Consider the following 26,143-nt stretch of genomic DNA (forward strand, 5'->3'; position numbering starts at 1 on the left):
GCTATTCGCCCCCCTTGCCGGAGGAGCCCCGAGCATGTCCACCACCGCTCCCGGTCATCGGCTGACGGTACAGCTCCGCGAAAGCCGTCTCGAGACCGCGAGCGTCCATTGACGCTGCATCGCCCCCGAGTACATCGGTGCGGTCCTGCCTGACCAGTCTTCCCCCCTGCAGGAAGACGGCTTCATCTGCAGCCAGCTCCGCCACGCGCAGCTGGTGCGTCGAGAAGAGGATCGCATGCCCCTCCTGCTTGGACTGGCGCACCAGCTCGACGAACGCATCCATCCAGTACGGATCAAGGCCGTTGGTCGGCTCGTCCATGACGAGCAGCGGAGGCTTGGCCAGCAGCGCCTGCGCGAACAGCAAGCGCTGACGCATCCCCTTCGAGAACGAGGTGACCGCCTTGTGCTTCACCTCACTTAAGCCGACGAGCTCGAGCAGCTCTGCCACCCGCTTCTTCGGCACCTTGCGCAGCGCCGCCCAGAACGACAGCGTCTCGTGAGCTGACAAGCCTTGACCGAACAAGTAATCGTCAGGCATGTATCCGAGCTGGTCGGCATAGCGAGCGCGATTCGCACCCCACTGCAGACCGTTCAGCTCAATCGTACCGCTCGTCGGCTGCAGCATCCCAGTGATGAGCCGCAGCAGCGTGCTCTTCCCGGCGCCGTTACCACCGCACAACGCAAGGACACGTCCGCGCGACAGCGACAGGTCAATCGATTCCAGAACGGCTCGACCGCCCAGCTCCTTGCGGACACCCTTAAGTACGAGAACTGGCTTATCCACGTGAACGCCCCCTTTCCCAAACCAAGCTCGCGAAGCCTACAGCTAATACGATCCATGATAGACAGACAGCGAGGAAGAACCAGCCGCCGCTTGGCCGCTCCATCCAGCCGACCCACTTGTAGTATTCAGGTCCGAGCACAGCCCCTCCTCCGAGCTTAACGACGACGAACAAGCGGACGAGCTCAGCCGGATTCAGGAACGTCAACGTCACAAGCGCCGGCTTGATGTACAGATAAGGAACGATACCCAATACCGCGATCAGTAGCGTCGGCCAACCGACCACAAGGAAGAACCACACCGCAACACCAATCGTCAACGCCTGCCACCGATTGCGAGCGTACGTGCCGATGCCGATCGCAATGGCTAGGAATAGAACGATAAGTCCTGTCGAGAAGGCAATAAACAGTCCGAACGTACGTACGTCAAGCCCGCTGCCTGCGAGCGCTCCAACAATACCGGACACGCCGTAGCCGAAGGTCACGATCGTGAGCAGCACAACGGTCAGCCCGATATACTTGCCCCACAGGAAGGCCGCCGTAGACAACGGATACGTCGACAGCAGCTGCCAGCTCCCCTCTTCCTTCTCCGCTGTCAGGGAGAAGGAGCCGAGCAGCAGCGTCATGAGCGGCAGCAAGTACAGAATGAGACTGAGCATCGAGGCGGTCGAGCTGGAATATCCTTGCATGAAGCTTTGAGCGTTAATGAGCAGCAGGGATAGGCTGAAGAGCGTGAAGAGCGCCATGAACGAATACGCCCATGGATTGCGCAGACCGAGCTTCACCTCTCTGTGCGCGATATGAAGGACGTTCATTGACCGTGCTTAGCTGGAGCCGCGCCGGATTCCGAGTGACTATGTCCGTGACTGCCGCCCATCCCCTTGCCGCGCTCCCACGTATGCCCGGACAGCTCCGCCGCGCTCATCAGCATGCCCTTCTTCTGACTGTCGATGAACGACTGCGCCTCCGTCTTGTCCTTGAACGAGTAGATGCCGTACGCCATCGGAGACTTGAACGATACGTCGAACGCATACGTCGCCTCGTCGAACTTGATCCATTCCTTCGTGTTATAGTCCCGAACGAATTGCGCAGCGATCTGATCGGTGCCGTTCTCCTTCTTCCACTCGTTCATGCAGCCGATGTCATCGAACTTGTACGTCTTCCCTTCCTTCGTCGTCAGCTGCACAGCGAATGCATCGTCCTTCACCTGCATGTTGCAGATGACACACTTATCCGTCGCCTCATTAATCGCCTGCGCCGTATATTCCTTTTGACCACAACCTGCCATTACCACGAGCATCACAATTACTGCCAGTATCCATGAGAATTTGGTTTTCATTGTCGTTGTCCTCCTGCATATCGAATTAGTAGAAGGGAGAGCACCAGCATCGCCAGTGACCCCCATAGCACTCCCGTAGCTCCAGCAGCAGCCTGCCCCTGTTCACGATCTACGTTGCGGGAATCAGGGCGCATCCGCGGCGCTGTATCCTTCGTCCATTCCTCCAGTCCAGCACGGTTTAAGCTTTCCATAAACTGCATGCCCGGCGATTGGAAGAACAGCTGGTACGCCGGAATCGCAGTCGTCAGCCGCTGGAAGAACGGATTGATCACATAAGCGGTGTCGCTCGTTCCGTCTCGGTCAACATCGATGCCCCGGAACGCCTCCCAGTAGTTGCCCTGGAACGTGTTGTCGCGGCTATCGCTCGCCTCTGCCTCGATGACATTGCCCATGAACTGGTTGCCTGTAAATTGATTACCCTCCGACTCCAGAAACTGCACGCCAATGAAGTTCCGTATGACCTCATTGTCCGTAAACACATTACGGTTCGACTGCTCCACATACAAGCCGACACGGTTGCCCTCCGCCTTATTGCCATGAATACGCGACGTATGTACGTCGAAAAACAGCAGCCCCTGCGAATTAACACTCTCACTCTGCTTGACGAACGTATTGCTCTCCACCACCGCGTCATGAACCCCCATGACCATCGCTCCAGTCACGTTGTAAGCGCCTTGATTGCCGCTGATGACTGTGCCATCTGTGTACATACAGTGGATGCCATATCGGGAATGCTCTATCTGATTTCCTTCTATTATATTGTTGTGACTGCTCTCCAGGTAAATGCCGTCGTTCATCTGGCTGATCGCATTATTCAATATTCGACTATCATGCACCTCGAACAGATCGATACCATTGCCACGCTCGGACATTGGCATCTGCTCCTGCCCAGACGCCTGCTTACGAACGATGCTCAGTCGCTCCAGTACATGACGCTCGCTGTCACGGAGCACGATACCGTTCCCTTCCGTCTCAATGTCCAAGTCTAGCAGCCTGGCACGACTTCCGGTCACAAGGACAGCAGCCTGCTGGCCTGCACCGGACTGCTCGATCCGCAGCCCTTGCAGCCGCACGTCCTCGGCCGTAATGGACATGGCCGGCTCTCCGGACTCATTCCGAACGACCACATTTCCCTCCGCTATAATATGAAGCGGCTTGTCCACCTTGACAGGTCCAGCATAGAGACCGTCGCTCAGCCTCAGAGCTGCCCCTCTAGGTGTCTGGTCGACCAGCTGCTGCAGACTAACCTGCTCCGATCGAGCCGCTGCTGCTCCCTCTGCGACAGGCTGTTGAACAGCAGAGACCAGATTAACAACGGCGGATGGTTGGACAGCTAAGGCCGGGGCAACAGCCGCACCCGCAGCAGCAGCATCGACAGAAGCTGCACTTGCGCCAGCTACCAACGGTACAGACCAAGCTAAGCCCACTCCCAGCACCAGCCACACGATGCAAGCTGGACATGACCGTTTGCAACTCCGCTCGTCCCTCATGAGACCGTCAGCTCTCGCTTCTTCGTAATGTGCAGCTCCCCTTCATACACATGTATATACAACGTATACGTACCCGCCTGATCGAACGTATGCTCGATCTCGTACTGGCCGTCTATGAGCCTCGCATCCTTCAGCTGCGGCAGGCTACGCTTATCCGGCTTACGAATATCGAATTGCACCTTCAGCTCCTTCGTCGGGGTAAGCCCCGTGAGCTGTGCCCGAACCTTAGCCGACTGCCCCTTCTGCACCGCAGGCGGATCGGTAACCAGCTCGACCTTGACGCTCGTCGGGTCCGTTCCTTGCGGTCCTGAGGCACAGCTGGCCAGCAACAGCGGAAGCATGACCGTCACGATGACGAGCAGCAGGCCGACAGATCGGAGCCTTGTTCTCCATACCAACAAGAGATTTCCTCCCCTCTTTTCCCTTTCCTTTTCTTCCCACCTCTATATTGTAAAGAACATGCCAAGTTTTAGTATGACTCGATCGGGCTATTCCTATGAACATGCTGTGAACATCCTACTTCGAAGGAGCGCACACAGCACGAAGAGGCGGAAGAGACGATCGGCCTTGCAGCCGCGTCCCTTCCGCCTTATATCGTGTTCGATGACAATATTCTTACTTGAAGTTTCTCAGGTTGTAGAACGCAGACTTACCTGCGTATTGAGCCACATCAGCCAGCTGATCCTCGATGCGAAGAAGCTGGTTGTACTTCGCTACACGGTCAGTACGGGAAGGTGCGCCCGTCTTGATCTGACCTGCGTTCGTCGCAGCTGCGATGTCCGCGATCGTGCTGTCCTCGCTCTCACCGGAACGGTGGGAGATAACCGCTGTGTAGCCTGCACGCTTCGCCATCTCGATTGCGTCGAACGTCTCAGTCAACGTACCGATCTGGTTTACCTTGATCAGGATCGAGTTCGCGATGTCTTGCTCGATACCTTGGGACAGACGCTCTGTGTTCGTTACGAACAGGTCGTCGCCCACGAGCTGAACCTTGGAGCCGAGCTTCTCAGTGAGAAGCTTCCAGCCTTCCCAGTCATCCTCGGAGCAGCCGTCCTCGATCGTGATGATCGGGTACTTGTCAACCCATGCAGCCAGGAAGTCAACCCACTCTGCGGACGTGTAGGACTTGCCTTCGCCCTCGAGGTGGTACTTGCCATCCTTGAAGAACTCAGTCGAAGCAACGTCCATACCGAGGAACACATCTACGCCCGGCTTGTAGCCTGCGCGCTCGATGGCCGTGATGATCGTCTGGATCGCTTCTTCGTTGGAGCCAAGGTTCGGTGCGAAGCCGCCCTCGTCGCCTACTGCTGTGTTCAGACCCTTCTCCTTCAATACGGACTTCAAGCTATGGAAAATCTCAGCGCCGCAACGAACCGCTTCCTTGAACGTCGTTACGCCAACAGGCAGAACCATGAACTCCTGCACGTCCACGTTGTTGTCTGCATGCGCGCCGCCGTTGATGATGTTCATCATCGGAACTGGAAGCTGCTTCGCGTTGAAGCCACCAAGATATACGTACAGAGGAATATCCAAAGCTTCAGCTGCTGCACGAGCGGTAGCCATGGACACCGCAAGGATCGCGTTCGCGCCGAGCTTGCCCTTGTTCGCTGTACCATCAAGCTGAATCATACGCTGGTCGATGCCGAGCTGATCAAGCGCGTTCATGCCGATGATCTCAGGCGCGATCACATCGTTCACGTTCTCAACCGCCTTCAGCACGCCCTTGCCGAGGTAACGGGACTTGTCGCCGTCGCGAAGCTCTACCGCTTCGTGCGCGCCAGTCGATGCGCCGGATGGCACGATCGCGCGGCCGCGAGCGCCGGATTCCAGATGAACTTCTACCTCGACCGTCGGGTTACCGCGGGAGTCGAGCACTTCACGAGCGTACACATTGGAAATGATTGTCATAACCTTTTAAACACTCCTTATCCATATTCGTAAGTTTTATCGTTCGGCAAACTATTCGCGCCCAGCAACGAGCGACGTTCCGGTCATCTCCTCAGGTCTAGCGACGCCGAGATACTCCAGAGCCGTAGGGGCAATATCTGCCAATATGCCATCGTCTCTTAGTTTAACACGATTGTCCGTCACAATGAAAGGCACCGGGTTCGTCGTGTGTGCCGTATTGCGGGAGCCGTCCGGATTCGTCACAACGTCCGCATTCCCGTGGTCCGCTGTAATGAGCGCAACGCCGCCCTTCGCAATAATCGCATCCACAACCTTGCCGAGGCAATCGTCCGTCGCTTCTACCGCCTTGATCGTCGGCTCGAGCAAGCCCGAATGTCCGACCATGTCCGGATTCGCGAAGTTCAAGATGATCACATCGTGATTCTCCGCTTCGATCTCCGCCACCGCAGCAGCAGCGAGCTCATAGGCGCTCATCTCCGGCTGCAGGTCGTACGTCGCCACCTTCGGCGAGTTGATCAGAATGCGCGTCTCGCCCGGAAGCTCGACATCACGTCCGCCGCTGAAGAAGAACGTCACGTGCGGATATTTCTCCGTCTCGGCCATGCGCAGCTGCTTCAGGTTGTTCTGTGCGAGCACCTCGCCGAGCGTGTTGTCGAGGTTCTTCGGCTTGTAAGCGACGTAGCCGCCCACTGTCTCGCTGAACAGCGTCAGGCAGACGTAGTACAGGTCGCTAGGCGCCTGACCGCCACGGTCGAAGCCGCGGAAGTCGCTGTTCGTGAATACTTGCGACAGCTGGATCGCACGATCCGGACGGAAGTTGAAGAACACGACCGCATCGCCGGACTCGACCAGCCCTACAGGTGTGCCGTCCTCCTTGACGATGACGGTCGGCATGACGAACTCGTCATATACCGACTGTACGTACGATTCGGTAATCGCCTGCAGCGGGTCCTGATGCGTCGGTCCGTCTCCGTATACCATCGCGCGGTACGACTTCTCCGTACGCTCCCAGCGCTTGTCGCGATCCATCGCATAGTAGCGGCCCTGAACGGTCGCAATACGGCCGACGCCGAGCTCGGCGATCTTCGCCTGCAAGCCCTTCATGTACGCCGCCGCACTATCCGGCGCTACGTCGCGACCATCGAGGAACGCATGAATGTACACATCGTCGAGCTCTTCCTTCTTGCACAGCTCCAGCAACGCATACAGGTGCTCGATGTGGCTATGTACGCCGCCGTCAGACAGCAGACCGTACAGATGCAGCTTCTTGCCGTTCTGCTTCGCATGACGCACCGCACCGATCAACGTCGAGTTGTCGTAAAATTCGCCCTCGCGAATCGACTTCGAGATGCGCGTCAAGTCCTGATACACCGTACGTCCCGCACCGATGTTCAAGTGGCCGACCTCGGAGTTGCCCATCTGGCCCTCCGGCAAGCCAACCGCCTCGCCGCACGCGACGAGCGTCGTGTGCGGGTATTGGCTCCAATACCGATCATAGTTCGGCTTCTTCGCTTGCGCGACAGCGTTGCCCTGCACGTCGCCGCGCAGGCCAAAGCCATCCAATATAATAATCGCTACCGGCTTCGGTCTACTCATCTTACTTTGCCCCCTGAATCAGCGCGATGTAGGATGCAGCCTCCAGGCTCGCACCGCCGACGAGTGCGCCGTCGATGTCTGCCTCGTTCATGTACTCGGCAATGTTGTTCGGCTTCACGCTACCGCCGTATTGAATCCGTACCGCTGCAGCGGTCTCTGCGCTGTACAGCCCTGCCACAACACCGCGAATGTAGCCGATGACGTCCTGCGCATCCGCAGCTGTCGACGACTTGCCCGTACCGATCGCCCAGATCGGCTCATACGCGATAACGACCTGTGCTGCCTGCTCCGCGCTAAGACCGGCGAAGGCCGCTTCCGTCTGCACCTTGCACACATCCTTCGTCTGACCCGCTTCGCGCTCCTCCAGCTTCTCGCCTACGCAGACGATCGGCGTCAAGCCGTGCTTGAACGACGCGTGAACCTTCTTGTTCACCGTCTCATCCGTCTCTGCGAAGTAGGCGCGGCGCTCGGAGTGACCGATGATCACGTAGCTCACGCCGAGATCCTTCAGCATCAAGCCGCTGATCTCGCCTGTGAATGCACCGTTGTCCTCGAAGTGTACGTTCTGTGCGCCGATCTTGATCGAGGTGCCCTTCACCGCTTCCACCAGAGCTGGCAGGTTCGTATACGGCGCGCAGATCACGCTCTCCACACCTTCAACCTCAGCCTGACCCTTCACCTCATGAATGAACGATACGGACTCGCCGACCGTCTTGAACATTTTCCAGTTGCCTGCAATAATCGGTGTACGCATGTGCTATCGTCCTTCCGTTCTTATTTATCGTTAAGTGCTACGACGCCCGGCAATGCCTTGCCTTCCATGAATTCCAGGGATGCGCCGCCGCCTGTGGAGATGTGGTCCATCTTGTCAGCCATGTTGAACTTCTCAACAGCTGCTGCGGAATCGCCGCCGCCGATCACCGTGTAAGCGCTAGTCGTAGCGCAAGCCTCAGCTACAGCACGCGTACCATGGGAGAATGGCTCCATCTCGAACACGCCCATTGGCCCGTTCCATACAACGAGCTTCGACTCCGCGATCACCTTCGCATAACGCTCGCGTGTCTCTGGACCGATGTCGATGCCTTCCCAGTCAGCTGGAATGCCGTTTACAGGTACGATTTGCGTATTCGCAGTCGGGCTGAAATCATCGGTTACGACGATATCGCTCGGCAGCATGAAGTTGACGTTCTTCTCCTTCGCCTTCGCGAGGAAGCTCAGTGCGAGATCCAGCTTCTCGTTGTCGACAAGCGACTTGCCGATCTCATTGCCCTGTGCCTTCAGGAACGTGTAGGACAAGCCTCCGCCGATGATGATGTTGTCTGCGATGTTGAGCAGGTTGTTGATCACCTCGATCTTATCCTTCACCTTCGCGCCGCCGACGATCGCAGTGAACGGACGCTCTGGATTGTTCAGCGCCTTACCGAGTACGTCCAGCTCCTTCTCCATCAGAAGACCGGATACAGCTGGCAGATGATGCGCGATACCTTCCGTCGAAGCGTGAGCACGGTGAGCAGCGCCGAACGCATCGTTCACATACAGGTCAGCCAGCTCTGCAAAAGCTTTCGCCAGCTCCGCATCGTTCTTCTCTTCGCCTGCGTAGAAACGCACATTCTCAAGCAGCAGCACGCCTCCGTCCTGCAGCTCGGCTACCTGTGCCTTCACCGCATCGCCGATCGCCTCATCTGCCTTCGCTACCGGCTGGCCGAGCAGCTCGGACAGACGCGCAGCTACAGGAGTCAAGCGAAGCTCCTCGACAACCTCGCCCTTCGGACGGCCTAGGTGGCTCGCCAGAATAACCTTCGCACCGCGCTCGGTCAAGTACTTGATCGTTGGCAGCGTCTCGCGAATACGCGTGTCGTCCGTAATGCTTCCATTTTCCAGCGGCACGTTGAAATCTACGCGCACGAATACCTTTTTACCGTTAACCTCAACGTCACGCAAGCTCTTCTTATTCATAACCGTCGCCTCCCAAGTTTAACTTATTGCAATTCAAGCGTCCGATCGACGCCAAGACGTTCCGTTCATCTTCTCTATATGTAAGTAATCCCGCTCCGAATACCGAATACCCAGCACTGCTTGCACATAAAAATTGTGGTCACGATTCTGCCCCTGCTCCAAGCGTTCACGAGAACGTTGCGGTCGGCTCCTGCGGCGACGCACCTGATCGCTCAGATGCATTCGCCGCGGCCGTTCGTTCGTTCAAGCTTCAGAGTTCAAGTTACAGTTCGTCACCACAATGGAAGGGTGAAGCTTACAGACCTTTGCTTGCGATGTAGCTTACGAGGTCTACAACGCGGTTGGAGTAGCCCCACTCGTTGTCGTACCACGATACAACCTTCACCATGTTGTCGCCTACAACCATGGTCGACAGTGCATCGATTGTGGAGGAAGCAGGGTCGCCGTTGTAGTCGCTGGATACGAGCGGCTCGTCGGAGTAAGCCAGAATGCCCTTCAGAGGACCTTCAGCAGCTTCCTTCAATGCAGCGTTGATCTCGTCAACCGTTACGTTGCGGCTCAGCTCAGCTACGAGGTCTGTAACGGATACGTTAGGTGTAGGTACACGCATAGCCATACCGTTCAGCTTGCCCTTCAGCTCTGGCAATACGAGGGATACAGCCTTAGCTGCGCCTGTTGTCGAAGGAATGATGTTCTCAGCTGCTGCGCGTGCACGGCGAAGATCCTTGTGCGGCAGGTCCAGCACGGACTGGTCATTCGTGTAGGAGTGAACAGTCGTCATCATACCTTTCACGATGCCGAACTTGTCGTTCAACACTTTCGCGAATGGAGCCAAGCAGTTCGTTGTGCAGGAAGCGTTGGAGATGATGGTGTGTGCAGCTGGATCGTACTTGTCTTCGTTGACGCCCAGAACGATCGTGATGTCTTCGTTCGTAGCAGGTGCGGAGATAATAACCTTCTTCGCGCCGCCTTGCAGGTGAAGCTCAGCCTTCTCCTTCGCTGTGAAAATACCCGTGGATTCAACAACGATCTCAACGCCGTTGTCCGCCCACTTGAGGTCAGCCGGGTTGCGCTCAGCAAATACTTTAACGGACTTGCCGTTCACGATCAGCGCGCCTTCAGTTGCCTCAACTGTAGCGTCCAGACGGCCATGCGTCGTGTCATATTTCAAGAGGTGAGCCAGCGTGTTCACGTCTGTCAGATCGTTGATCGCTACTACTTCAACGTTCGGGTTGTTCAGTGCTGCGCGGAATACGTTACGACCAATACGTCCAAAACCGTTAATACCAATTTTCGTTGCCATGAATGGTTTCCTCCTAAAAGTGGGTTTATATATGTCAAGACAGGCGTTAGCCCGTCAAGATGACAGCTGTCGAATGATCTCCTCGGCCGCGGCCTCATCGGTGACCAGCACGTCCTCATGCCCGTGCTTCAGCACGGCAATAATCGCCTCGGCCTTGCTGCGGCCGCCCGCGATGCCAATGACCGTATCCATCTCCTGAATATCCTCCATACGCAAGCCGACGGTAGGCATTCTGTGAAGAATGTTGCCCTCCCGATCAAAGTAATATCCGAACGCCTCCGCTAGAGCCCCGTCCTGGAGCAGCGTGGCCGTTGTGGCCGGGTCTACCTTGCGCCGTCTAGCCATTACCATAGCATCTCCCATGCCGTGTACGACCATCCTTGCCTGCCGGATGAACGCGATAATCTCGGTAATCGTCGCATCCTGCATCAGCGTCTGGTACGCTTCCTCGTTGAGGTGATCCGGTACATGCAGCAGCCGGTATCTCGCTCCAGCCTTCTTCGCCATCGTCGAAGCGATCGTATTCGCCTGGAAATCCACGCTCTCGCCGAGTCCTCCGCGCGCTGGTACGAACCAGCAGCTTCGCATCGGTGCAGTCGGCTGCAGATGATCGGCGACGACCGCCATCGTCGAGCCCCCTGTGACCGCGATGACCTCATGCTCCTTCACCAGCTTGCGCACAACAGCAGCCCCTGCGCGTCCGAGCTCCTTCTTCGTATGCGTAGACAGCTCCGAATCGCCGGGCACGATGACGACCTGCTTCAGGTTGAAGCGCGTACGCAGTGTCTCCTCCCACTCCATCAAGCCGAACAGCTCCTTGAGCATCGGCTCGATCTGCTCGAGCAGCACCTCGCCCGCTTCTGTAATCCGCATGCCGGAGGCATCGATGTGAAGCAAGCCTTGCTCCTTCAAGTAATCCACTTCCGCACGCATTATACGCTCGGTAGAGCCGATGGAAGCGGCGAGCGTCCGACGTCCGACCGTACCGGATACCATGATGTAGTGCAGTATCGCATACCGCTTCTTCATCGTATCGAGCAGATCAGGAACAAGCTGCTTCTGAACGTCCAGAATGTCCCGCATCAATCACACCGCTCTCTTCTGGGACACAAGTTGTCCCGGTGATACATTTTCAGTCCCACATACTCCAAAAAAGAAACTAAGCAGTTGCAACTCTCACTTAGCTGTTCCCATTATAGTTCAAAATGTTGCCACATTCAAGAGCCTGCATGCAGTTCGTTTCATCAAGCCGAATTGTGTGAGCAGTAAGGAAAGGTCAAACCGCTCCCACAAGCTTTTCAGTATGAAAAGGTATCCTTCGTAACGGTTGGTTTCGAACACAGAGCCTGAGCTTCACAGCACATAAATATATTAGAATTGAAGGACCTACAGTAGGTAGCATGAAAAATGCAAGATCAATGGCAACGTATAAAGGACATATCAATAACATGGATACCTATATAAATAATTATATGCAGGCACCTACATGGCCGGAAGTGATCGGGTATGGAACTGCCTTGGTGGGCTTAGCAACAATTGTTGCTGGATATGCATCTGGGCCAACAAGATGGGTCACGATTGTGTTATATTATGCTGGTGCTCTGTCCACATTTGCTGGGCTTACTTCGACAGCTTATTCAACATATTCAAGAATGCAACTAAGCAAAACAGCAGCTCAGTACATGGAAAATGCAAGAAATATGAATTTTATGGCGGAGGAAGTTACTGGGAGAACCATACTGTTTCCGAGGTAAATGCTTTTTGATAAAATCAAATGAAATATGGGCGTCGGTTAGAAATACCGACGCTCTTCACTTACATCCAGGAAAGAAGAGGGAATACCAGCATGAAAAATATAAAGTTAAGAATGATCTGGATAATACCTCAAATATTTTTAGCCATAATCAATTTTTTATTGCTAGGCTTTACTATAGAGAATTGGCCGTATCTAGGTAATTCCAAACCGCTCTATATTACAATGTGCGTTCTGCTGTTCTTAGTAATTATGTTAGGAGTTTATAAAATAGTTGATTGGATTAAAAAAGGTAAGATGTGAAAAGACAACTCCCCATAAAACTTCCGTCCAAGCCCCAATTGTAGTTTCCTTCCCTGCTCTTACCGTCACAGGCTATCCGAATGATAGGCATTGATTGTGGCCCAAAGAGGTGTTGAGGTAGGCGACCTCCAACATTTTGACTAAAGGTAAGTGGTTTGGGACATCGATGTAAAGAGCTATTTATTACGATGCGAGGACGGCTTGCCGAAAGCCGACCGGCCTGACGGCTGCAAGCAATGTCACTCCAATCGCAAGCCTCATCGGTACGGGAAGTTTACGCGTATGCTGCACACGTTGGATGAGGATTTATGTTAAGCCATTTACTGTCTTCTCCATTCCAAGACTAGATTATCGAGGAACAAGAGTAAGCTCTGAATTTCATCACTGATCTCTCGGCGCTGCTCTTGAATCGTATTTGCTTGGCTATGCTCAAGAGCCAGCTTGCAATGCTCCCGAGTAATCGATAAGAGCATCTGCGTCTGGGTATCGTCCAGTTCGATACCGACCAGTGAATCGCAGTACGATTCGCTTAAACCCTGGCAAGTCTGAGCAGTCATAAGGAAACCTCCCTAGTAACAAGTTTGTTGCATGTTGCCTTATTCGAGAGGAAGATCACGCCACGCTTGCTTCTGCGGGTGTAGTCATGGTTTTGATGTCACTCGAGTACAGCCCAGTTTATAATTGACAAAGTTCATATGAAATGATAACTTGGTGTAATACCCATTTTTGGGTCATGTTACAAGGGGTGCTTTATATGCTTTTACCTGTACACGAACGATTCGTGTGTCAAGCAAAGGAAAAACTAAGTCAAGATCAACGAGTTCGAGGTCTCCTTGCTGGTGGTTCTATGATGACGAACACCATGGATGAGTATAGCGATTTAGACCTTATCATCGTATATGACTTAGCCTACCAGGAGCAAATCATGAATCAACGGCTTCTCATTGCAGAAGGATTGGGCAATTTACTTTCTGGATTCACAGGTGAACACGTTGGTGAACCTCGTATGGTTATTTGCTTATACGGACCTGAGCCACTGCATGTCGATCTTAAATTTGTAACATTGGAAGAGTTTGAAATACGAATTGAAAACCCGCTTATTTTATGGGAAAAAGATCAGGAAATCAGTAAAATCATTAAAGAAACCTCGCCCTCACATCCATACCCTAATTCACAATGGATAGAGGACCGCTTCTGGGTCTGGATCCATTACGGCACCACGAAGCTGGGAAGAGGAGAATGGTTTGAATTAATCGATCATATTACATTTATTCGCAGTGTTGTATTAGGTCCTTTGGTTTTGATGCGTAATGGTCAACTACCTAGAGGCGTTAGAAAGTTGGAACAATATGGAGTTAGCGAACTAGAAGAACTAAAAAAGACCATTCCTTTACACGGTTTAGAAAGTTGCTACCATGCGTTAAAAAGCACTATCCACCTCTATCAACGCTTACGTCAACATTCTGATGTACTTATAAAAGAAGAAGCAGAACATGTTGCTATTGCTTACCTTGAAAAGGTGTATACTTCGTTGATTAAATAGAATGCAAAAAGAGCACCTAATACGGTGCTCTTTCTCATGGTATTGGTGGAGGCGAGGGGATTTGAACCCCTGTCCGAGATAACGCCACATAAGCTTCTACGGGTGTAGCCACAGATTTGATGTCACCCTAGAATCGCCCCGTAGTTAACTGGTCTATTTCACACAATTGTCCCTATTTTGTCCTTATATATTCGCCTATATCCGAATATATCCGCACTCGCATGTAATTAATGTCCTTATTTGTCCTTACTCTTGTCCATTCACGCTCCAACACATACCTTGCACCCATGCCGTGACCAACCACTTTTACACCATCTGACGTAAGATCCTTAACAATTCTCTGAACTTGTTTACTCGTCAGCCCTGTCATCTGTCTGATTTCTCTATTCGATAATTCACGTTCCTTCAAGATGGAGAGTAATCGAATCTTTATGGCTTCCTTATCTAAGCTCTGTTGTCTCTCATACGTCATATTCCCCTTAAGTAGCTCATACGCCGTTCTGGATAAAGTATAATAGCGACCTTTGCCTCGACCCACAGGTTCAATTAGCTGCATATTATTTGCAAGCTTACTGAGCAATTCTCTTGCCTGCTCTGTGCTCCTTTGTGTAACCATCGCAGCTTCCTGAGTATCAATATCTTCATGCCTCATTAAATATTGTATGATAAGCAAATGGTCAACATCTATCAATTGGTTAACCTCTGTCATCTTGCTAACTAAATTTATAAAGCCAGTATTTAGAGGGGATGCTGTAAAAGTAAGCTCGATATGGTTCCCAACTTCTCTATAGATCGGCGGCTCCTTGCCTTCCATCAACAACGAACGAAAAATACGTGAAACGCCAAGGTTCGATCGATTAACCAATTTCAAACGATCTAGTAAGTCCATTAAGTGGTTATTTCGGGCTACTGGTGGATGATGCAGAATATCTAATGTAAGACACCGAGGGTTAAGTGAACACAATAACGTATAATTCCAGTTACTTTGCCCTTGGTGACAGTTACTCTGGTACTACCCTACTCGGGTGGTAAGACCTCGAGTACGACCCACGTTACGATAAGCCTGGCGCTCCTCGGTCCGCTCATATCGAGTGGCGCCGACACGTTCGGTTACCTACGCCTCCAAAACTTGATTGAGGACAGACTCTAACAACTTCGCCATGCCTGAATCCTTCGCGTTCGTTGAAATAGATGGTGCAAAAGCTCACTGTTTACGGTAATCTGATATTGAGTCATTTTCATAGCCTCCGTTTGGATGTTTGTCTGGTAAACTCCATTCTAACCGAGGTCTTTGATAATGGCTCTACTTTGTCAAAGAACGTATTTTTCACCATTATACGGACTTAACTCACATGCGCCGATCTGTTCCGTTTCGTGGTCACCCTCTTGTTCCACGAGAAGAATCCTACTGTATTTTCGTAATTTTCTTTAACTTTGGACTCTTCCATTTATAGAAATTTATGGTCATGATATAAGACTTTTCAACTTCAATTAAATCTATGTATCCTTCATTTACTCTTATCGCTAGTTTAATACCTTCGGGATTTACTACTACTAATTCATGTTTCCCACTATTTTTGTCAATCACGCTATATTCGGAGGTCATTTCTATATTGTTGAATAGATTCGCTGCCATAATAATTAAAATAAACAGTAAAACTCCAGTTAGAAACAACCTACCTTTACTCATCATGTCACCCCTTAAATATAAAGCAACCCATCGTTTTGAAGATTCAGCGCGCCTTTATGCAAGGGGAGTGAACCTCCCCTATAGTATACAACAAAGGTCAGCAAGCACAAGCCGCCTGCTGACCTCCATACCCGACGTACCAGACCACGCATACATCTAAGTGCGCTGAGCCGTCACCAGACGGGAACGCTGCCACCCGTCCAGCACTTCGTTGATCCAGCGCAGGTCGGCACGCAGCACGCTGGCTGGATTGTCGCCGAACCATTCGAGCGAGGCGAAGCGACCGCTGTCCGCGATCCGCTCAAGCAGCGGCCGATACGAGACCGCCCCTTGGGACAAGGGCACCATCCCTTGACGTCGCCCATTCGGTGCATATACTTGACCAGGCTCGAAGACGGTGCAATCGCTGCGGGCGGCAATATTTTTCAGATGAAAATAAGATACCCACTCGCTCAGCTGCTCGTAGCTGTCCATCGGGTCGTCGCCTGCCTCCCATAGATGAAGGAAATCCATGTTCAGCTTCAGCGCGCCATGCTCCAGCTCCTGCATTAATTGCAGCGCAGAGTCCTTCTGATCGGCCAGCGTACCCGGATGCGTCTCCAACAGCAGCTCGACGCCTCTCTGCTCGCACAGGTCGCCCAAGATGCGAAGCTGCTTGACGATGAGCTCTCGCTCGTCCTTCGCCGTATCCTTGCTCGCCTGCTTGCCGGCGAACGTGCGCAGCCGCTCGGTTCCGCACCAGGCGCAGAGCGCCAGCAGCTGCTCACACTTATCGATCGTTCGGGCGAAGTCCACGTGACTGCCGACCTCCAGGTAATCGCTGATCATGCTGATCTGCACACCGCCAAGGTCGGGAAAAGGCAGCCCTATTCGCACCCTCTCCTCCTTCAGCTGCCGCGCATGAACGCCCCATAGCTCGATGCCGCTGAAGCCGGCTTGCCGAGCAAGCTGGATGAGCTCCTCGAACGAAATGAGCGTATGACGGAAGGAGATCGTGCACAGGGCCAGCTGCAGTCTACTGGAGTGCTTCATGGACGGACGCCTCCTTCTGCTGGTGCTGCTCCGCTAGCCAACCGTCCAGCAGCCGCTTCAGCTCCAGCTTCAAGGACTTCTCCAGCGCCTCCACCCGGTCCAGCTGCTCCTCCAAGGAAGGTAGAAGCTCGATTCGCCCGGTAAGCGCCAGCTTGACAGTCCTATATTGAAAGGTCGTGAACGCTTGGACCAAGTCACGTATGCGCTGTGCCCACTGCTCGTAATGGTCGGGGTCCAGCTTCATCTGGTCATGAAAGTACATCAGCGCATAATCATAGCTATACTTGCGAATGACGATGACATGCAGATGCTGCAGCGCGTCCACTAGCCGAGGCAGCCGTTCCGGCGCCACCGCATAGTGAGCCAGCAAGCCGCGCAGCCTCGTCACAAGCGGGTTGCTCTCAGGGTGATGCGTCCTCGCGAAGGCAGCTGTCACTTGTTCTATAGAAGGAACGCGAAGAGAAGTGGCGTCAACCAGCAAGCCGTCCGGATACGGATTGCGAATGAATGCATCGAGCACCCGCTCGCGGCTGAGCGCACCCTCCCACTTCAGATCCGCATCGAGCATATACCACTCCTCGCGCTTCTCACCGGCCGATATTAATACATAATGAGGAAACGGACTCAGCTTGAACTCGTTCTCCCGTTCCGGAATTAAGGACAAGTCCACCTGTACAATGACGTGCTGCCCTTCCCGACCGTGCTCGACGAGCTCGATCAGACGCTTCGCATTGTCCTCAGCGCTTCGCTCCGCCTTATGCCACCTCGTCACCGTACCTCCGAACAGCTGCTCGAAGTTGTTCATCAACCTCTCGTGCGTGAAGGCAGGGTCATAATAGCGAAGCTCTTGCTCCAGCACGCCGAACGGCTCATCCCAGATGCCGAAGTAGAACGGCCGGTAGTCGATCTCGCTGTAGCGCTTGACGACCTCGCACAAGCAGCTCGTTACACAATGCACCTTAATCCGTTGATCCTTCCAGCCAAACATCAGCTCTTCCCCCCTCTGCTGCACTGCTCCATGAAATCAAGCAGCGATCCTACGGTAGAAAACATGCGCGGATCGACCTCCTCCTCCGGGATCGGCAAGCCGATCTCCACCTCGATCCATACGAGCAACTGCAGCAGCATGACCGAATCAAGACCCAGGTCCTCATTCAGCCTCAGCTCCTCCGTCAGCGGTGGAATCGCCGGGCGCTGCAGATGCTTCGTCATCACCTCTCGCAGCTGTCCTGTCCATTGCACTCGACTCATCCGATATGCTCCTCCTCCAATTGACGTCGGCTCAGCTTGCCTGTGAGGCCGCGCGGCAGCTTGTCTACGAGCTGCACCTGACTCGGCACCTTGTACGGGGCCAGATGGGCCATGCAATAGGTGCGTATCGCCTCGGCAGAGAACGAATGTCCCGGCTCCAGCACCGCCTGGCAGGCGACCTGCTCCCCCATGACCGGATGGTTCACCCGATACACGACACATTCGCGAACCTCTGTCAGAGAGGCAATGACCTCCTCGACCTCTGCCGGATACACCTTGAGCCCTCCGGTATTGATGATGTCATCGGCGCGGCCCAGCAGCCGCAGCGACCCCGACCGCTCCTCCCGGTAACCAATATCTCCTGTAGCCACCTGACGGGCCCCCATACGGAAGCATAGCTCGACTGGATGCTCCCTCGTCCCTTCTGCAGCCACAAGCTCGAGATGCTTCAGCGGCCGTCCAATGTCCTCGACGTGCATGAGCGGCCCGCTGACGCTCAGGCAGCCGGCCTCCGAGCAGCCATACTGCTGGTACACCCCTCCATCGACTTGCGCTCGCAGCTGCTCCAGCAGCTTCTGGGGCAACGCTGCCCCAGAGCTCATGAGCTTGTCGAAGCGCTGCTCTCCCGCCAGCGACGACAACACATGCAGCGTCATCGGCACGCCGTAGACGAGATGCTTCGGAAAGCTTCGCAGCAGCCTTAGCGTGAGCTTCGGATTGGTGTAGTAGGCCATATGCGGACATACGCCCCGCTTCATCGAAGCGAGCACACCGCAGATCAAGCCGTAGGCGTGACTGACGGGGGACAAGATGACAGGGGTCGTGTCCGGCCCCGCCACCAGCGCCAGCGCCTCGTTATACGACTCAATCTCCTGATCGATGTCCGACCAGCCTCTATGGATCAGCTTCGGCTGACCCGATGTGCCCGAGCTGAACATCATCAGCCCTTCCTCAGCCGCCTTGGACTCTCCGCGCTCCACAGCAGCAGCTACAGGTGATGCCCCTTCATCGGCCGTCCCGTAGAGGAGGGCGCTGCAGCCGGCCTCCGCCGCGAGCTTCTCCGCTGCGGCCCGCGGCGTTTGACTATGCAGCAGCAGTGCCGATCTTCCTTGCTCCCGCACGTATAGGATCAGGGCGAGCAGCTCCGCCGCATCCGCCAGGCAGATCGCCACCGGACCTTCCTCACGGCTCGGGAACAGCCCTCCCCGCTCCTCCTCCTGCCATCTGCGCCAGAGTGGAGCCAGCTCCGCCTCGGCATACGTTCTCTCATTGACTGCGAACAGCGGCTTGCTTCCGCTCATCGCTTCACACTCCTCTCTCCGTTCAGCCTTGCCGCCGCCTCCCATAGCGGATTCGGCACCGTATGCATCCGTCCGCCCGAGCGCGCCGTCAGCCGCTTATAGGTCAGCTGCTCGACACGCGTCGATGGCGCGAGCAGCCCCAGCTCGGCCAGCCTGCTGCCCCATACCGGGTCTCTGCGCCCATGACGCTCCAGCGTATCAACCGCCAGCTCCCAGAACCGATCTTCAGAGAAGCCAAGACGATCCGCCAGCAGCATCGCCAGCTCTCCGAGATTGACGAACAGCAGCGCCCCTAGCGTCAAGTAGCGGAGCGGCTCCAAGCGGTCCACCTCGAAGTTCGCCCGTGCCTCAGCATGCACATAGCGGGGATGCACAGACTCCAGCTTCGGGCACCGCTGTGGCTCTGCGAGGAACGAACGGCAATACAGCACATCCTCGTGAAAATCTTTCAGCGCCACTCGCTCCGGCCAGCCGTTCTTATGCAGCAGCACCATGTTCTGCGCATGCGCTTCCGTCGCCACACCATGCACAGCAGCCAGATGCATCACGGGCAGCATCACGCATTCGAGCAGCCGCTGCAGCCATGCCTCCAGACCGTACTGGCGCAGCCATGGCTCGATGAGCAAGCGCCCATCGCGCTCCTCCGCCCACAGGGTGAACAGGGATAGCGCCGACTCCTCCGGCTCGAGGAACCGCTCTACGCTTTCTCTCCAGATGCAGCCGATCGCGCCATATAGCGGATCTCGCTCCGCCGTGGAGTGGTCCGCATGGTCCAGCCCGTGCTGCGACTCGAATGACACAGCCGCTACCTCACGCAAGATGACGACCCGAGCCTCATCGCGCAAATAAGCGTCGCTCGCGCACAGCTCGTCCAGCCATTGAGACATGACGGGTGCCGTCGCCGTGTAGTGCGGCAGCAGATGCCTAGAGCTGGATGTATTCACCAGATTCATCGCCAGCTTCACATTCGCTCGCTCAGGTGTCGTTCGGTTGCTCCATGTGCGAATAGACTGCTGAGCGCGGTACTCGTCCTCGCTCGCTCCGAGCGCGACGATGCGCCGGGTATGCAGCAGCTCAAGGCAGCTCGGCAGCAGCTTGCTCCATTGCCACGGGTGAACAGGTACGAACATATATTCGTCAGGGTGGCCATCATGAACGCGCAGCTGGGCTGCGAACGCATCCAGCAGCTCCCCGCCCAGCTCCCGCTCCAGATGATCTTCTATCGTTAAGCCGGGAATGACTGATACCCGAACCTCCTCCTTATGGATTGCGAGCCAATACGGACGGAGGTCTCTTGCGAATTCCGGCCCGTAGGCGAGCTGATCGCGGGTGTCGAAGCCGATTCGCGACTTGTAGCACGGATGATACCGATGCCCGTCCATCGCCGCCGACTCCAGCTCATAGCCGTGCAGCTGCCCGAGCACCAGCCCTTGCTCCTCCCGATATTGCTGCGCGAGCGTATCGTTGAGCAGCGTATGCTCCAGCTCCGAGGCGAACGTCAGCAGCCGATCAGGCTCCGCCTCCTGTGCGTGGGACAATACCTCCATCACGAACTGCCGCAGCGAGCAAGCCTCCTCCTCGGGCGCGCCTTCCACTTGCCGAAGCACCACACCGTGCTCCTCCAGTCGGAACCGGCCGAACGTAGGCCGCACCGCGCCCCGGCAGCGGTACTGCACCCGTCGACCACCCGCTGTGAAGCCACGGAGCACGAACACGTCCGATCCCACATCGGCGCTAACTCCTGCAAGCCGGAACGCATCGGCTCCCCCGTCGGTTGCGTTGCCTTTCTCGGCTGGAACAATTCCTTCATACAATACCGACTCTATTAGCTGTCGAAAAATTCGTCTGCGCACCTTCACATAAGCTTGTGTCTGCGCAGTGTCCGCGTACATCTTGTCTTCGTCTACCCACATCATCCAGCGGATGTCTCCTTCCTTACAGCTAGTTCACCTCGCAGGGGCTGGAACAGCAGCGCCGCCAGCAGGCATAGCAGCGCTCCGCTCATCAGCGGAGCCGATAAGCCAGACCAGCTCAAGAGCCAAGAGGCGAGCAGCGGAGCGACGAGCTCCCCTGCCGTTTGGAACGACACGACGACACTGAAGCGGAACGCCGCATCGCCGCCCTGCTTGTTTTGGAACAGTACGAGATCGAGCACCACCATCGTCACCGCGAGGAACAGCCCGTAGAGCACGCGCCCTGCTATGAGACCGAGGAGCGATGTGGAGCTCGCCTGCACGAGCAAGCCGACGGCCATAGCAGCAATGCCGCAGGTGTATAGGGCGGATATACGGTCTGAGCGACTAATTCGCTGCACGAACGGCAGCAGCACGAGCGCCATCGCATTCGGGAGAAGGAACAGCAATCCCGCCTGCCCTGTCGTTACTCCGTACATCTGTTCGGTATACGGCGTGAAGAACGGACGCACGACCTGATTCGCAAGTGTGACGACGAGGAAGGTCGCTCCGAGCCAGCCGAGCGTCCAGCTCGGGCGCAGCCTCCGCTGCAAGGGGGCCGCAAGGCTTACAGCATCCCCTCGCGCTCGCCCATCCCCATCTGCCTCCGCTTTCTGCTCGGACCCGCCTTGCCTACGCGCCCGGCTGAAGCCGAGCGCACCGCCGAACACCGCGATGCACAGCAGCAGTTGCACAACATCGGCCGCAGCAGCGGCGTAGAACAGCTTCAGCGGCTCCGCCAGCTGGAGCATGTGCGCGCCTGCAGCGGCAGCTAGCAGCACAGCGCTATGGTGCACCGCATGGAACAAGGCGGCCGCCCCCGCTCGCTGCTGCTCACCAGACAGCTCCATCAGAATCGGATAGATCAGCATGTAGCTGCTCTTGAAGATCAGCAGCAGCACCGTCAGCACGAGGAACTGCTCCGCGCTCTGCGCCATCGCGAGGCTCGCCGTGGCGAGCGCCGTGCCCGCCTGACCGAGCAGCAGCAGACGGCGAGGCTCGAACCGCTTCGCCAGCCAGCCCCACAGTGGGGAGCAGAGCGCTACTGTCAGTCGGCAGGCGAACAAGTACCACCCCGTGAACAGATAGCTGTCCACCGCGAACACCAAGCGGAAAAACTGCGGGTAATACGGAGACAGCAGCACCTCCGTGAACAGACCCAAAAAAACGCAGCCGAGCAAGGCGACTCGTATGAGCCCCACTCGTTGCCGAGGCGCCTCGGCGGAGGTCGCGACCAGCTGCGTCATCGCCCAACTCCGAACTGCTGGAACACATGCCGCTCCTGCACCCGATACACCTCGCGACCGGCCAGCTGATTAATGATCACACTGCTGCGGTATGCCCCAAGTCCGAGATCTGGCGCGCCGACGCCATGCGTATGCAGCTCGCCGTTCTGTATGAACAAGCGGCCCTTCACCGATGGGTCCAGCCGCACCGCATACGACTCCTCAATGTCCAACCGTCCTAGCGAGTCCCGCTGAAGATACGGCTCCAACGACGCGAGACAAGCCGGCTCCGCATGCTCATAGCCCGTTGCGAGAATGACCGTATCCGACTCATGCACGAAGCTCGTCTCCTGCTGCAGATGGCGGCAATGCAGACGATACGGTCCCGCTTCACCGCAGCGCTCCACCCCTTGCACCTCGGTGCAGGCCAGCAGCCGCACGCTCGAAGCGGAGCCGCCTGCTTCTCCGGCCTCGTACAGCGCATCGTAGATGTCGGCAATCGTGCGGGCGCTGATGCCCTTGTACAGCAGACCTTGCCGCCTCCGAAGCTCATCCCGGCGCTCGGCGGGCAAGTTGTAGAAGTACGACGTATAGTCGGGGGAGAAATGCTCCAGTCCGAGCTTGGAATATTCCATCGGGAAGAAGCCCTCCGACCGTGTAAACCAATCGACGCGGTAGCCATGCTCCGACTGTCTGCGAATGAGATCGAGCACGATCTCCGCAGCGCTCTGCCCCGAGCCGATGACTGTAATCGAGCGAGAGGCGAGACACTCCGCGCGATTCGGCATATAGGCCGACGAATGAAGCACACGCGGGCCGAGCTGCGACCGGAACGGAGCCGGAACCGCAGGGGTGCTGCCGACGCCCAGCACGACGTTCTTCGCCTCCCAGCTCGTCCGTTCACCGGACTCGAGCTGCTGCGTCTCCACGAGGAAGACGCCCCGATCCGGTGCATAGGTCACCGACTCCGCCTGTATGCCGAAGCGGCATGAGGCGAGCTGCTTCGCCGCCCATTCACAGTAATGACTGTACTCCTTGCGGGTAATGTGGAATTTTTCCAGAAAATAAAAATGATACAGCCGCCCCTGCTGATGCAAATACGACAGGAAGCTCAGCGGGTGCGTCGGGTCCGCCATCGTCACCAGGTCAGCGAAGAACGGCACCTGCAGTGTCGTTCCTTCGACCATCATGCCCGGATGCCAAGCAAACTGCCTCTGCCGTTCGAGGAACACCGCCTCGACCTCTGGCACACGCTGCAGCAGAGCAGCAAGCCCCAGATTGAAGGGGCCGATCCCGATGCCGAGCAGGTCGACGGTCGTCGTGACGTTGCGCGTCTCATTCGCCATGTTGCTCGCCCTCCTCCAGCCGTGTACGACCTGCGGTCAGCTCCTCGAAGCGCTCCCGCTCGCAGAACATGAGCGCCGCCCGCTTCTCTGGCAGCTGCACCTCGCGGTCGAAGCGGAAGCCGCACCGCTCGAACACGTGACGCATCCGTGCGTTGCGCATGTCAGGCTCCACGACGAATCGGCGTGTCGACGGCTCGAGCAGCTGCTGGCGCATCAGCTCCAGCACTAGAGGTCTGGATAAGCCTCTGCCCAGCTGCTCGGGCGGACCGATCAGCAGATGCATGCCTTGGTCTCCAGCCTCGGCGTCATAATAAGCGGCCAGTCGATCGGAGGCCGCCCAGTACGACTCGAAGTAGCTGACCGGCTCGCCGTTCACTTCGCCGATGAGCAGCGTCTGATGCGGCATGGACAGAAACTGAATCAGATGCTCGCGATACGCCTCCAGCGGTATGGCGAGCTGCCAGTACGGCACGACGTGCGGCTCGTGCTGCCAGCGGTGCAGCAGCTCCAGATCCCGCTCCAGCTCGACGGGGCGGAAGCTGATGCTCACCCCCGAAGACGTAGGACGATTAGCTCCGATGACCGGCTGCAAGAGGAGCCACCTCCTGAACGAGAGGATTGTCCACAAGGACATAGACCGATTGATTTTCCAGCGAGCCGACCAGCTCGTCCATGTCGTACAGTCGGGTCAGCAGATTCGCCTTGCACGGCAGCTTGGACTCGTGAAGCAGACTCGGCAAGAACGTAGACGGCTCCCGCTGGAGCGGCAGCTGCTGCTCCAGCGCCTCGCGCAGCTCAGCGAGCAGCGTCTCCTCAGAGACGAGTCCTGCTGCGGCGAATCCGTTAATGAGACCGAACATATGATTGAAGATGAGATAATACCGGAACCGCTCGTCGGCTACCGCATCGTCGCAGAACGTCTGGCTTTTCAACCCGAGGTCAGGGAGAAGCTGCTTCAGACGCCCTTCCATGGACGTGCAGAAGTAGTAGCCCTGATTATCACGGTAATAATACTGCTCCGGGTATCCGTTCTTCAGCCGCACGACGCTGTTCTGCTGATGCGCCTCAAGCGCGATGCCCCACGTCAAGTACAGCCACACCATCGGCTTCAGCGAGTGCTCCAGATAGAGACGGAACCAATCGCGGCTCACCTGCTCTGTCGAACGCCCTTCCTTCTGTGCGAGCTCATGGATGATGCGTCCAAGACGAGACTGCTCTCCAGGCAGCGGGTCCTGCACCAAGCTCGCAATGACAGCCGCCTGCTCCCCGGCCGCTCCGCGGAACGGATTGCTCCGCAGCACGACCTCGAAGCCCGACGACTCCTCCCCCTCCAGCGCCACCGATACATAGGCCGGGTCAGTCACAATTGAGAAGCCCGGGAATCGCTTCAGCGAAGCGCCCAGCTCGGTCTGCAGCAGCCTCGATACTTCGACACCGCGCTCCAGCTCCTTATGCAGGTTCACGCGCTTGGAGTTCGTAATGCGTACAGGCACCGAGCTCTTGGCCATCCACGCGCTGTCCTGGTGATACACGGTGCGCAGCGATGAGGTCGCGGCGAACGCACGGCCCCGCGGACCGAGATTCTCCAGCAGCCCTGCCTGCAGCAGATGCTGAACGGCCGGCTTCTGGAGCACCTCCTCCGCCTGCAGCGGATGCAGCGGGATGAGCACCGCTCCGTCACTAGGCTCCGTCCCCAGCGGATCGCCAGCTGCCTGAAGCTCCTCGCGAATCCACGCCGTAGCTGTCATGGACAGCCCCTCTGAAGCCTCCAGTCCAATCGAAGCGTCCGCGCGAAAATAATGCAGCTGGAACGCGCCCTTGCATTCCGGCGCGTACAGCGCCCACTGCTCGTCCGGGATGCCCGTGCGGCTCTTCGGCGTCGGATGCAGCAGATGACCGAACAGCAGCGACTGCTCGGCGGTGAGGAAGTCGCCCTCCACACCGTACAGCTCCTCCGCATCGTTCGCCCGATAGGCGACGAAGCGCTCCATGTACTCCTGGCTCTGGCGAATGCTGTCCAGCAGCTCCTGCGCCTGATCCGTCGTCGCCTGCCCAGACACAGACGCCAGCTCTCCGACCAGCTTCGTGATCAGCCCGTCGATCAGCTTCTCCTCGCTGTCGTCACCTGCAGCTGCAGCGCCGTTATCTCCTTCCCATGCCACCGGAAACTTGAACACATGCCTGCCAGTCAGCGACCGAAGCTTGGCGCTCGCCAGAAGGCGCCCTCCCTGAGACGGAAGCGGCAGCTCCAGCCGCCAGCCCTGCTCGTCCTGACGTACCCATTGTCCTTGTCCTGTTTCTCTCACATAGCTGTTCAGCAAGCTCATGAGCGTCGCTCTGGCTGCAATTCGCTTCGCATTGTCCACGTGTCCCA

25 protein-coding genes and 1 pseudogene are annotated in these 26,143 nt (G+C 56.3%); 2 read left to right on the forward strand and 24 right to left on the reverse strand.

Translation table 11 applies throughout. The features are described from left to right. Position 1 precedes the first annotated feature (1 nt). From PAE68_RS22405 to PAE68_RS22455, 11 genes are all read right to left on the reverse strand, one after another. Complete coding sequence (locus tag PAE68_RS22405) at positions 2 to 784, reverse strand: ABC transporter ATP-binding protein (RefSeq protein ID WP_281890706.1); 783 nt, start codon at positions 782 to 784, stop codon at positions 2 to 4. After that, entirely contained in the window at positions 777 to 1,595 is an 819-nt protein-coding gene (locus tag PAE68_RS22410; RefSeq protein ID WP_281890708.1) for an ABC transporter permease, read from the reverse strand. The genes PAE68_RS22405 and PAE68_RS22410 overlap by 8 nt, the downstream gene beginning before the upstream one ends. Beyond that, positions 1,592 to 2,119, reverse strand: a complete 528-nt coding sequence (locus PAE68_RS22415; RefSeq protein ID WP_281890710.1) for a nitrous oxide reductase accessory protein NosL — start codon at positions 2,117 to 2,119, stop codon at positions 1,592 to 1,594. Before PAE68_RS22415 ends, PAE68_RS22410 begins: the two co-directional genes overlap by 4 nt. Next, entirely contained in the window at positions 2,116 to 3,546 is a 1,431-nt protein-coding gene (locus PAE68_RS22420; RefSeq protein WP_281890712.1) for a right-handed parallel beta-helix repeat-containing protein, read from the reverse strand. Before PAE68_RS22420 ends, PAE68_RS22415 begins: the two co-directional genes overlap by 4 nt. Before the next feature lie 59 nt (positions 3,547 to 3,605). Beyond that, a complete protein-coding gene (locus PAE68_RS22425) occupies positions 3,606 to 4,010 on the reverse strand; it encodes a FixH family protein (RefSeq protein WP_281890713.1) in 405 nt (134 codons plus the stop codon). A gap of 214 nt (positions 4,011 to 4,224) precedes the next feature. Next, positions 4,225 to 5,517 carry a phosphopyruvate hydratase gene (gene eno, locus PAE68_RS22430; RefSeq protein WP_281890715.1) on the reverse strand — a complete coding sequence of 431 codons (1,293 nt, stop codon included), beginning with the start codon at positions 5,515 to 5,517 and terminating at the stop codon, positions 4,225 to 4,227. A 51-nt stretch (positions 5,518 to 5,568) separates the two neighbouring features. Beyond that, positions 5,569 to 7,113 (reverse strand): 2,3-bisphosphoglycerate-independent phosphoglycerate mutase, encoded by a 1,545-nt coding sequence (gene gpmI, locus PAE68_RS22435; RefSeq protein WP_281890716.1) that lies wholly within the window; start codon positions 7,111 to 7,113, stop codon positions 5,569 to 5,571. A 1-nt stretch (position 7,114) separates the two neighbouring features. Further along, positions 7,115 to 7,867, reverse strand: coding sequence for a triose-phosphate isomerase (gene tpiA, locus PAE68_RS22440; protein WP_281890717.1), 753 nt, complete (start codon positions 7,865 to 7,867; stop codon positions 7,115 to 7,117). Between the two features lie 20 nt (positions 7,868 to 7,887). Next, positions 7,888 to 9,069 (reverse strand): phosphoglycerate kinase, encoded by a 1,182-nt coding sequence (locus PAE68_RS22445; protein WP_281890718.1) that lies wholly within the window; start codon positions 9,067 to 9,069, stop codon positions 7,888 to 7,890. A 295-nt stretch (positions 9,070 to 9,364) separates the two neighbouring features. Continuing rightward, complete coding sequence (gap, locus tag PAE68_RS22450) at positions 9,365 to 10,372, reverse strand: type I glyceraldehyde-3-phosphate dehydrogenase (RefSeq protein ID WP_281890720.1); 1,008 nt, start codon at positions 10,370 to 10,372, stop codon at positions 9,365 to 9,367. A gap of 54 nt (positions 10,373 to 10,426) precedes the next feature. Then, on the reverse strand, positions 10,427 to 11,455 hold the full coding sequence (locus tag PAE68_RS22455) for a sugar-binding transcriptional regulator (RefSeq protein ID WP_281891193.1): 1,029 nt from the start codon (positions 11,453 to 11,455) through the stop codon (positions 10,427 to 10,429). Positions 11,456 to 11,772: 317 nt separating this feature from the next. Here PAE68_RS22455 and PAE68_RS22460 point away from each other — a divergent pair, with 317 nt between their 5' ends. After that, positions 11,773 to 12,126, forward strand: a complete 354-nt coding sequence (locus tag PAE68_RS22460) for a hypothetical protein (RefSeq protein ID WP_281890722.1) — start codon at positions 11,773 to 11,775, stop codon at positions 12,124 to 12,126. 622 nt (positions 12,127 to 12,748) lie between these two features. Here the strand turns inward: PAE68_RS22460 and PAE68_RS22465 are convergent. Continuing rightward, positions 12,749 to 12,985 carry a hypothetical protein gene (locus PAE68_RS22465; protein WP_281890724.1) on the reverse strand — a complete coding sequence of 79 codons (237 nt, stop codon included), beginning with the start codon at positions 12,983 to 12,985 and terminating at the stop codon, positions 12,749 to 12,751. Positions 12,986 to 13,182: 197 nt separating this feature from the next. Between PAE68_RS22465 and PAE68_RS22470 the strand changes: the two genes are divergently transcribed. Next, positions 13,183 to 13,971 (forward strand): nucleotidyltransferase domain-containing protein, encoded by a 789-nt coding sequence (locus PAE68_RS22470; RefSeq protein WP_281890726.1) that lies wholly within the window; start codon positions 13,183 to 13,185, stop codon positions 13,969 to 13,971. A 172-nt stretch (positions 13,972 to 14,143) separates the two neighbouring features. Here PAE68_RS22470 and PAE68_RS22475 read toward each other — a convergent pair whose 3' ends face one another. From PAE68_RS22475 to PAE68_RS22530, 12 genes and pseudogenes are all read right to left on the reverse strand, one after another. Further along, positions 14,144 to 14,860 carry a winged helix-turn-helix domain-containing protein gene (locus tag PAE68_RS22475; RefSeq protein ID WP_479684791.1) on the reverse strand — a complete coding sequence of 239 codons (717 nt, stop codon included), beginning with the start codon at positions 14,858 to 14,860 and terminating at the stop codon, positions 14,144 to 14,146. Positions 14,861 to 14,986: 126 nt separating this feature from the next. After that, a pseudogene (locus PAE68_RS22480) lies at positions 14,987 to 15,207 on the reverse strand (transposase); the annotation flags it as partial. Between the two features lie 169 nt (positions 15,208 to 15,376). After that, positions 15,377 to 15,661, reverse strand: a complete 285-nt coding sequence (locus tag PAE68_RS22485) for a hypothetical protein (RefSeq protein ID WP_281890730.1) — start codon at positions 15,659 to 15,661, stop codon at positions 15,377 to 15,379. A 156-nt stretch (positions 15,662 to 15,817) separates the two neighbouring features. Further along, entirely contained in the window at positions 15,818 to 16,693 is an 876-nt protein-coding gene (locus PAE68_RS22490) for a sugar phosphate isomerase/epimerase family protein (protein WP_281890732.1), read from the reverse strand. Continuing rightward, positions 16,677 to 17,681, reverse strand: coding sequence for a DUF6005 family protein (locus PAE68_RS22495; RefSeq protein ID WP_281890734.1), 1,005 nt, complete (start codon positions 17,679 to 17,681; stop codon positions 16,677 to 16,679). Before PAE68_RS22495 ends, PAE68_RS22490 begins: the two co-directional genes overlap by 17 nt. After that, positions 17,681 to 17,944, reverse strand: coding sequence for a phosphopantetheine-binding protein (locus tag PAE68_RS22500; RefSeq protein ID WP_281890737.1), 264 nt, complete (start codon positions 17,942 to 17,944; stop codon positions 17,681 to 17,683). Before PAE68_RS22500 ends, PAE68_RS22495 begins: the two co-directional genes overlap by 1 nt. Then, positions 17,941 to 19,245 (reverse strand): AMP-binding protein, encoded by a 1,305-nt coding sequence (locus tag PAE68_RS22505; RefSeq protein ID WP_281890739.1) that lies wholly within the window; start codon positions 19,243 to 19,245, stop codon positions 17,941 to 17,943. The genes PAE68_RS22500 and PAE68_RS22505 overlap by 4 nt, the downstream gene beginning before the upstream one ends. Then, on the reverse strand, positions 19,242 to 21,161 hold the full coding sequence (locus tag PAE68_RS22510) for an IucA/IucC family protein (RefSeq protein ID WP_281890741.1): 1,920 nt from the start codon (positions 21,159 to 21,161) through the stop codon (positions 19,242 to 19,244). Before PAE68_RS22510 ends, PAE68_RS22505 begins: the two co-directional genes overlap by 4 nt. Beyond that, positions 21,158 to 22,444: an MFS transporter gene (locus tag PAE68_RS22515; RefSeq protein ID WP_281890743.1), complete on the reverse strand. Its 1,287-nt coding sequence runs from the start codon at positions 22,442 to 22,444 to the stop codon at positions 21,158 to 21,160. Before PAE68_RS22515 ends, PAE68_RS22510 begins: the two co-directional genes overlap by 4 nt. Further along, entirely contained in the window at positions 22,441 to 23,769 is a 1,329-nt protein-coding gene (locus PAE68_RS22520; protein ID WP_281890744.1) for a lysine N(6)-hydroxylase/L-ornithine N(5)-oxygenase family protein, read from the reverse strand. The genes PAE68_RS22515 and PAE68_RS22520 overlap by 4 nt, the downstream gene beginning before the upstream one ends. Continuing rightward, positions 23,759 to 24,361, reverse strand: coding sequence for a GNAT family N-acetyltransferase (locus PAE68_RS22525; RefSeq protein ID WP_281890746.1), 603 nt, complete (start codon positions 24,359 to 24,361; stop codon positions 23,759 to 23,761). Before PAE68_RS22525 ends, PAE68_RS22520 begins: the two co-directional genes overlap by 11 nt. Further along, complete coding sequence (locus tag PAE68_RS22530; protein WP_281891195.1) at positions 24,339 to 26,135, reverse strand: IucA/IucC family protein; 1,797 nt, start codon at positions 26,133 to 26,135, stop codon at positions 24,339 to 24,341. Before PAE68_RS22530 ends, PAE68_RS22525 begins: the two co-directional genes overlap by 23 nt. Positions 26,136 to 26,143 lie beyond the last annotated feature (8 nt).

It is taken from the genome of Paenibacillus sp. YYML68 (assembly GCF_027923405.1).
GTDB lineage: Bacteria > Bacillota > Bacilli > Paenibacillales > NBRC-103111 > Paenibacillus_G.

Excerpts from the sequence above, each read along its gene's own strand:
- PAE68_RS22505 (WP_281890739.1), bottom strand. The coding sequence starts at position 19,245 with ATGAGCGGAAGCAAGCCGCTGTTCGCAGTCAATGAGAGAACGTATGCC.
- PAE68_RS22515 (WP_281890743.1), bottom strand. The coding sequence starts at position 22,444 with ATGACGCAGCTGGTCGCGACCTCCGCCGAGGCGCCTCGGCAACGAGTG.
- PAE68_RS22460 (WP_281890722.1), top strand. The coding sequence starts at position 11,773 with ATGAAAAATGCAAGATCAATGGCAACGTATAAAGGACATATCAATAAC.
- PAE68_RS22410 (WP_281890708.1), bottom strand. The coding sequence starts at position 1,595 with ATGAACGTCCTTCATATCGCGCACAGAGAGGTGAAGCTCGGTCTGCGC.
- PAE68_RS22445 (WP_281890718.1), bottom strand. The coding sequence starts at position 9,069 with ATGAATAAGAAGAGCTTGCGTGACGTTGAGGTTAACGGTAAAAAGGTA.
- gpmI (WP_281890716.1), bottom strand. The coding sequence starts at position 7,113 with ATGAGTAGACCGAAGCCGGTAGCGATTATTATATTGGATGGCTTTGGC.
- tpiA (WP_281890717.1), bottom strand. The coding sequence starts at position 7,867 with ATGCGTACACCGATTATTGCAGGCAACTGGAAAATGTTCAAGACGGTC.
- eno (WP_281890715.1), bottom strand. The coding sequence starts at position 5,517 with ATGACAATCATTTCCAATGTGTACGCTCGTGAAGTGCTCGACTCCCGC.
- PAE68_RS22500 (WP_281890737.1), bottom strand. The coding sequence starts at position 17,944 with ATGAGTCGAGTGCAATGGACAGGACAGCTGCGAGAGGTGATGACGAAG.
- PAE68_RS22470 (WP_281890726.1), top strand. The coding sequence starts at position 13,183 with ATGCTTTTACCTGTACACGAACGATTCGTGTGTCAAGCAAAGGAAAAA.
- PAE68_RS22510 (WP_281890741.1), bottom strand. The coding sequence starts at position 21,161 with ATGATGTGGGTAGACGAAGACAAGATGTACGCGGACACTGCGCAGACA.
- PAE68_RS22495 (WP_281890734.1), bottom strand. The coding sequence starts at position 17,681 with ATGTTTGGCTGGAAGGATCAACGGATTAAGGTGCATTGTGTAACGAGC.
- PAE68_RS22485 (WP_281890730.1), bottom strand. The coding sequence starts at position 15,661 with ATGAGTAAAGGTAGGTTGTTTCTAACTGGAGTTTTACTGTTTATTTTA.
- PAE68_RS22415 (WP_281890710.1), bottom strand. The coding sequence starts at position 2,119 with ATGAAAACCAAATTCTCATGGATACTGGCAGTAATTGTGATGCTCGTG.
- PAE68_RS22475 (WP_479684791.1), bottom strand. The coding sequence starts at position 14,860 with ATGGACTTACTAGATCGTTTGAAATTGGTTAATCGATCGAACCTTGGC.
- PAE68_RS22490 (WP_281890732.1), bottom strand. The coding sequence starts at position 16,693 with ATGAAGCACTCCAGTAGACTGCAGCTGGCCCTGTGCACGATCTCCTTC.
- PAE68_RS22455 (WP_281891193.1), bottom strand. The coding sequence starts at position 11,455 with ATGCGGGACATTCTGGACGTTCAGAAGCAGCTTGTTCCTGATCTGCTC.
- gap (WP_281890720.1), bottom strand. The coding sequence starts at position 10,372 with ATGGCAACGAAAATTGGTATTAACGGTTTTGGACGTATTGGTCGTAAC.
- PAE68_RS22465 (WP_281890724.1), bottom strand. The coding sequence starts at position 12,985 with ATGACTGCTCAGACTTGCCAGGGTTTAAGCGAATCGTACTGCGATTCA.
- PAE68_RS22520 (WP_281890744.1), bottom strand. The coding sequence starts at position 23,769 with ATGGCGAATGAGACGCGCAACGTCACGACGACCGTCGACCTGCTCGGC.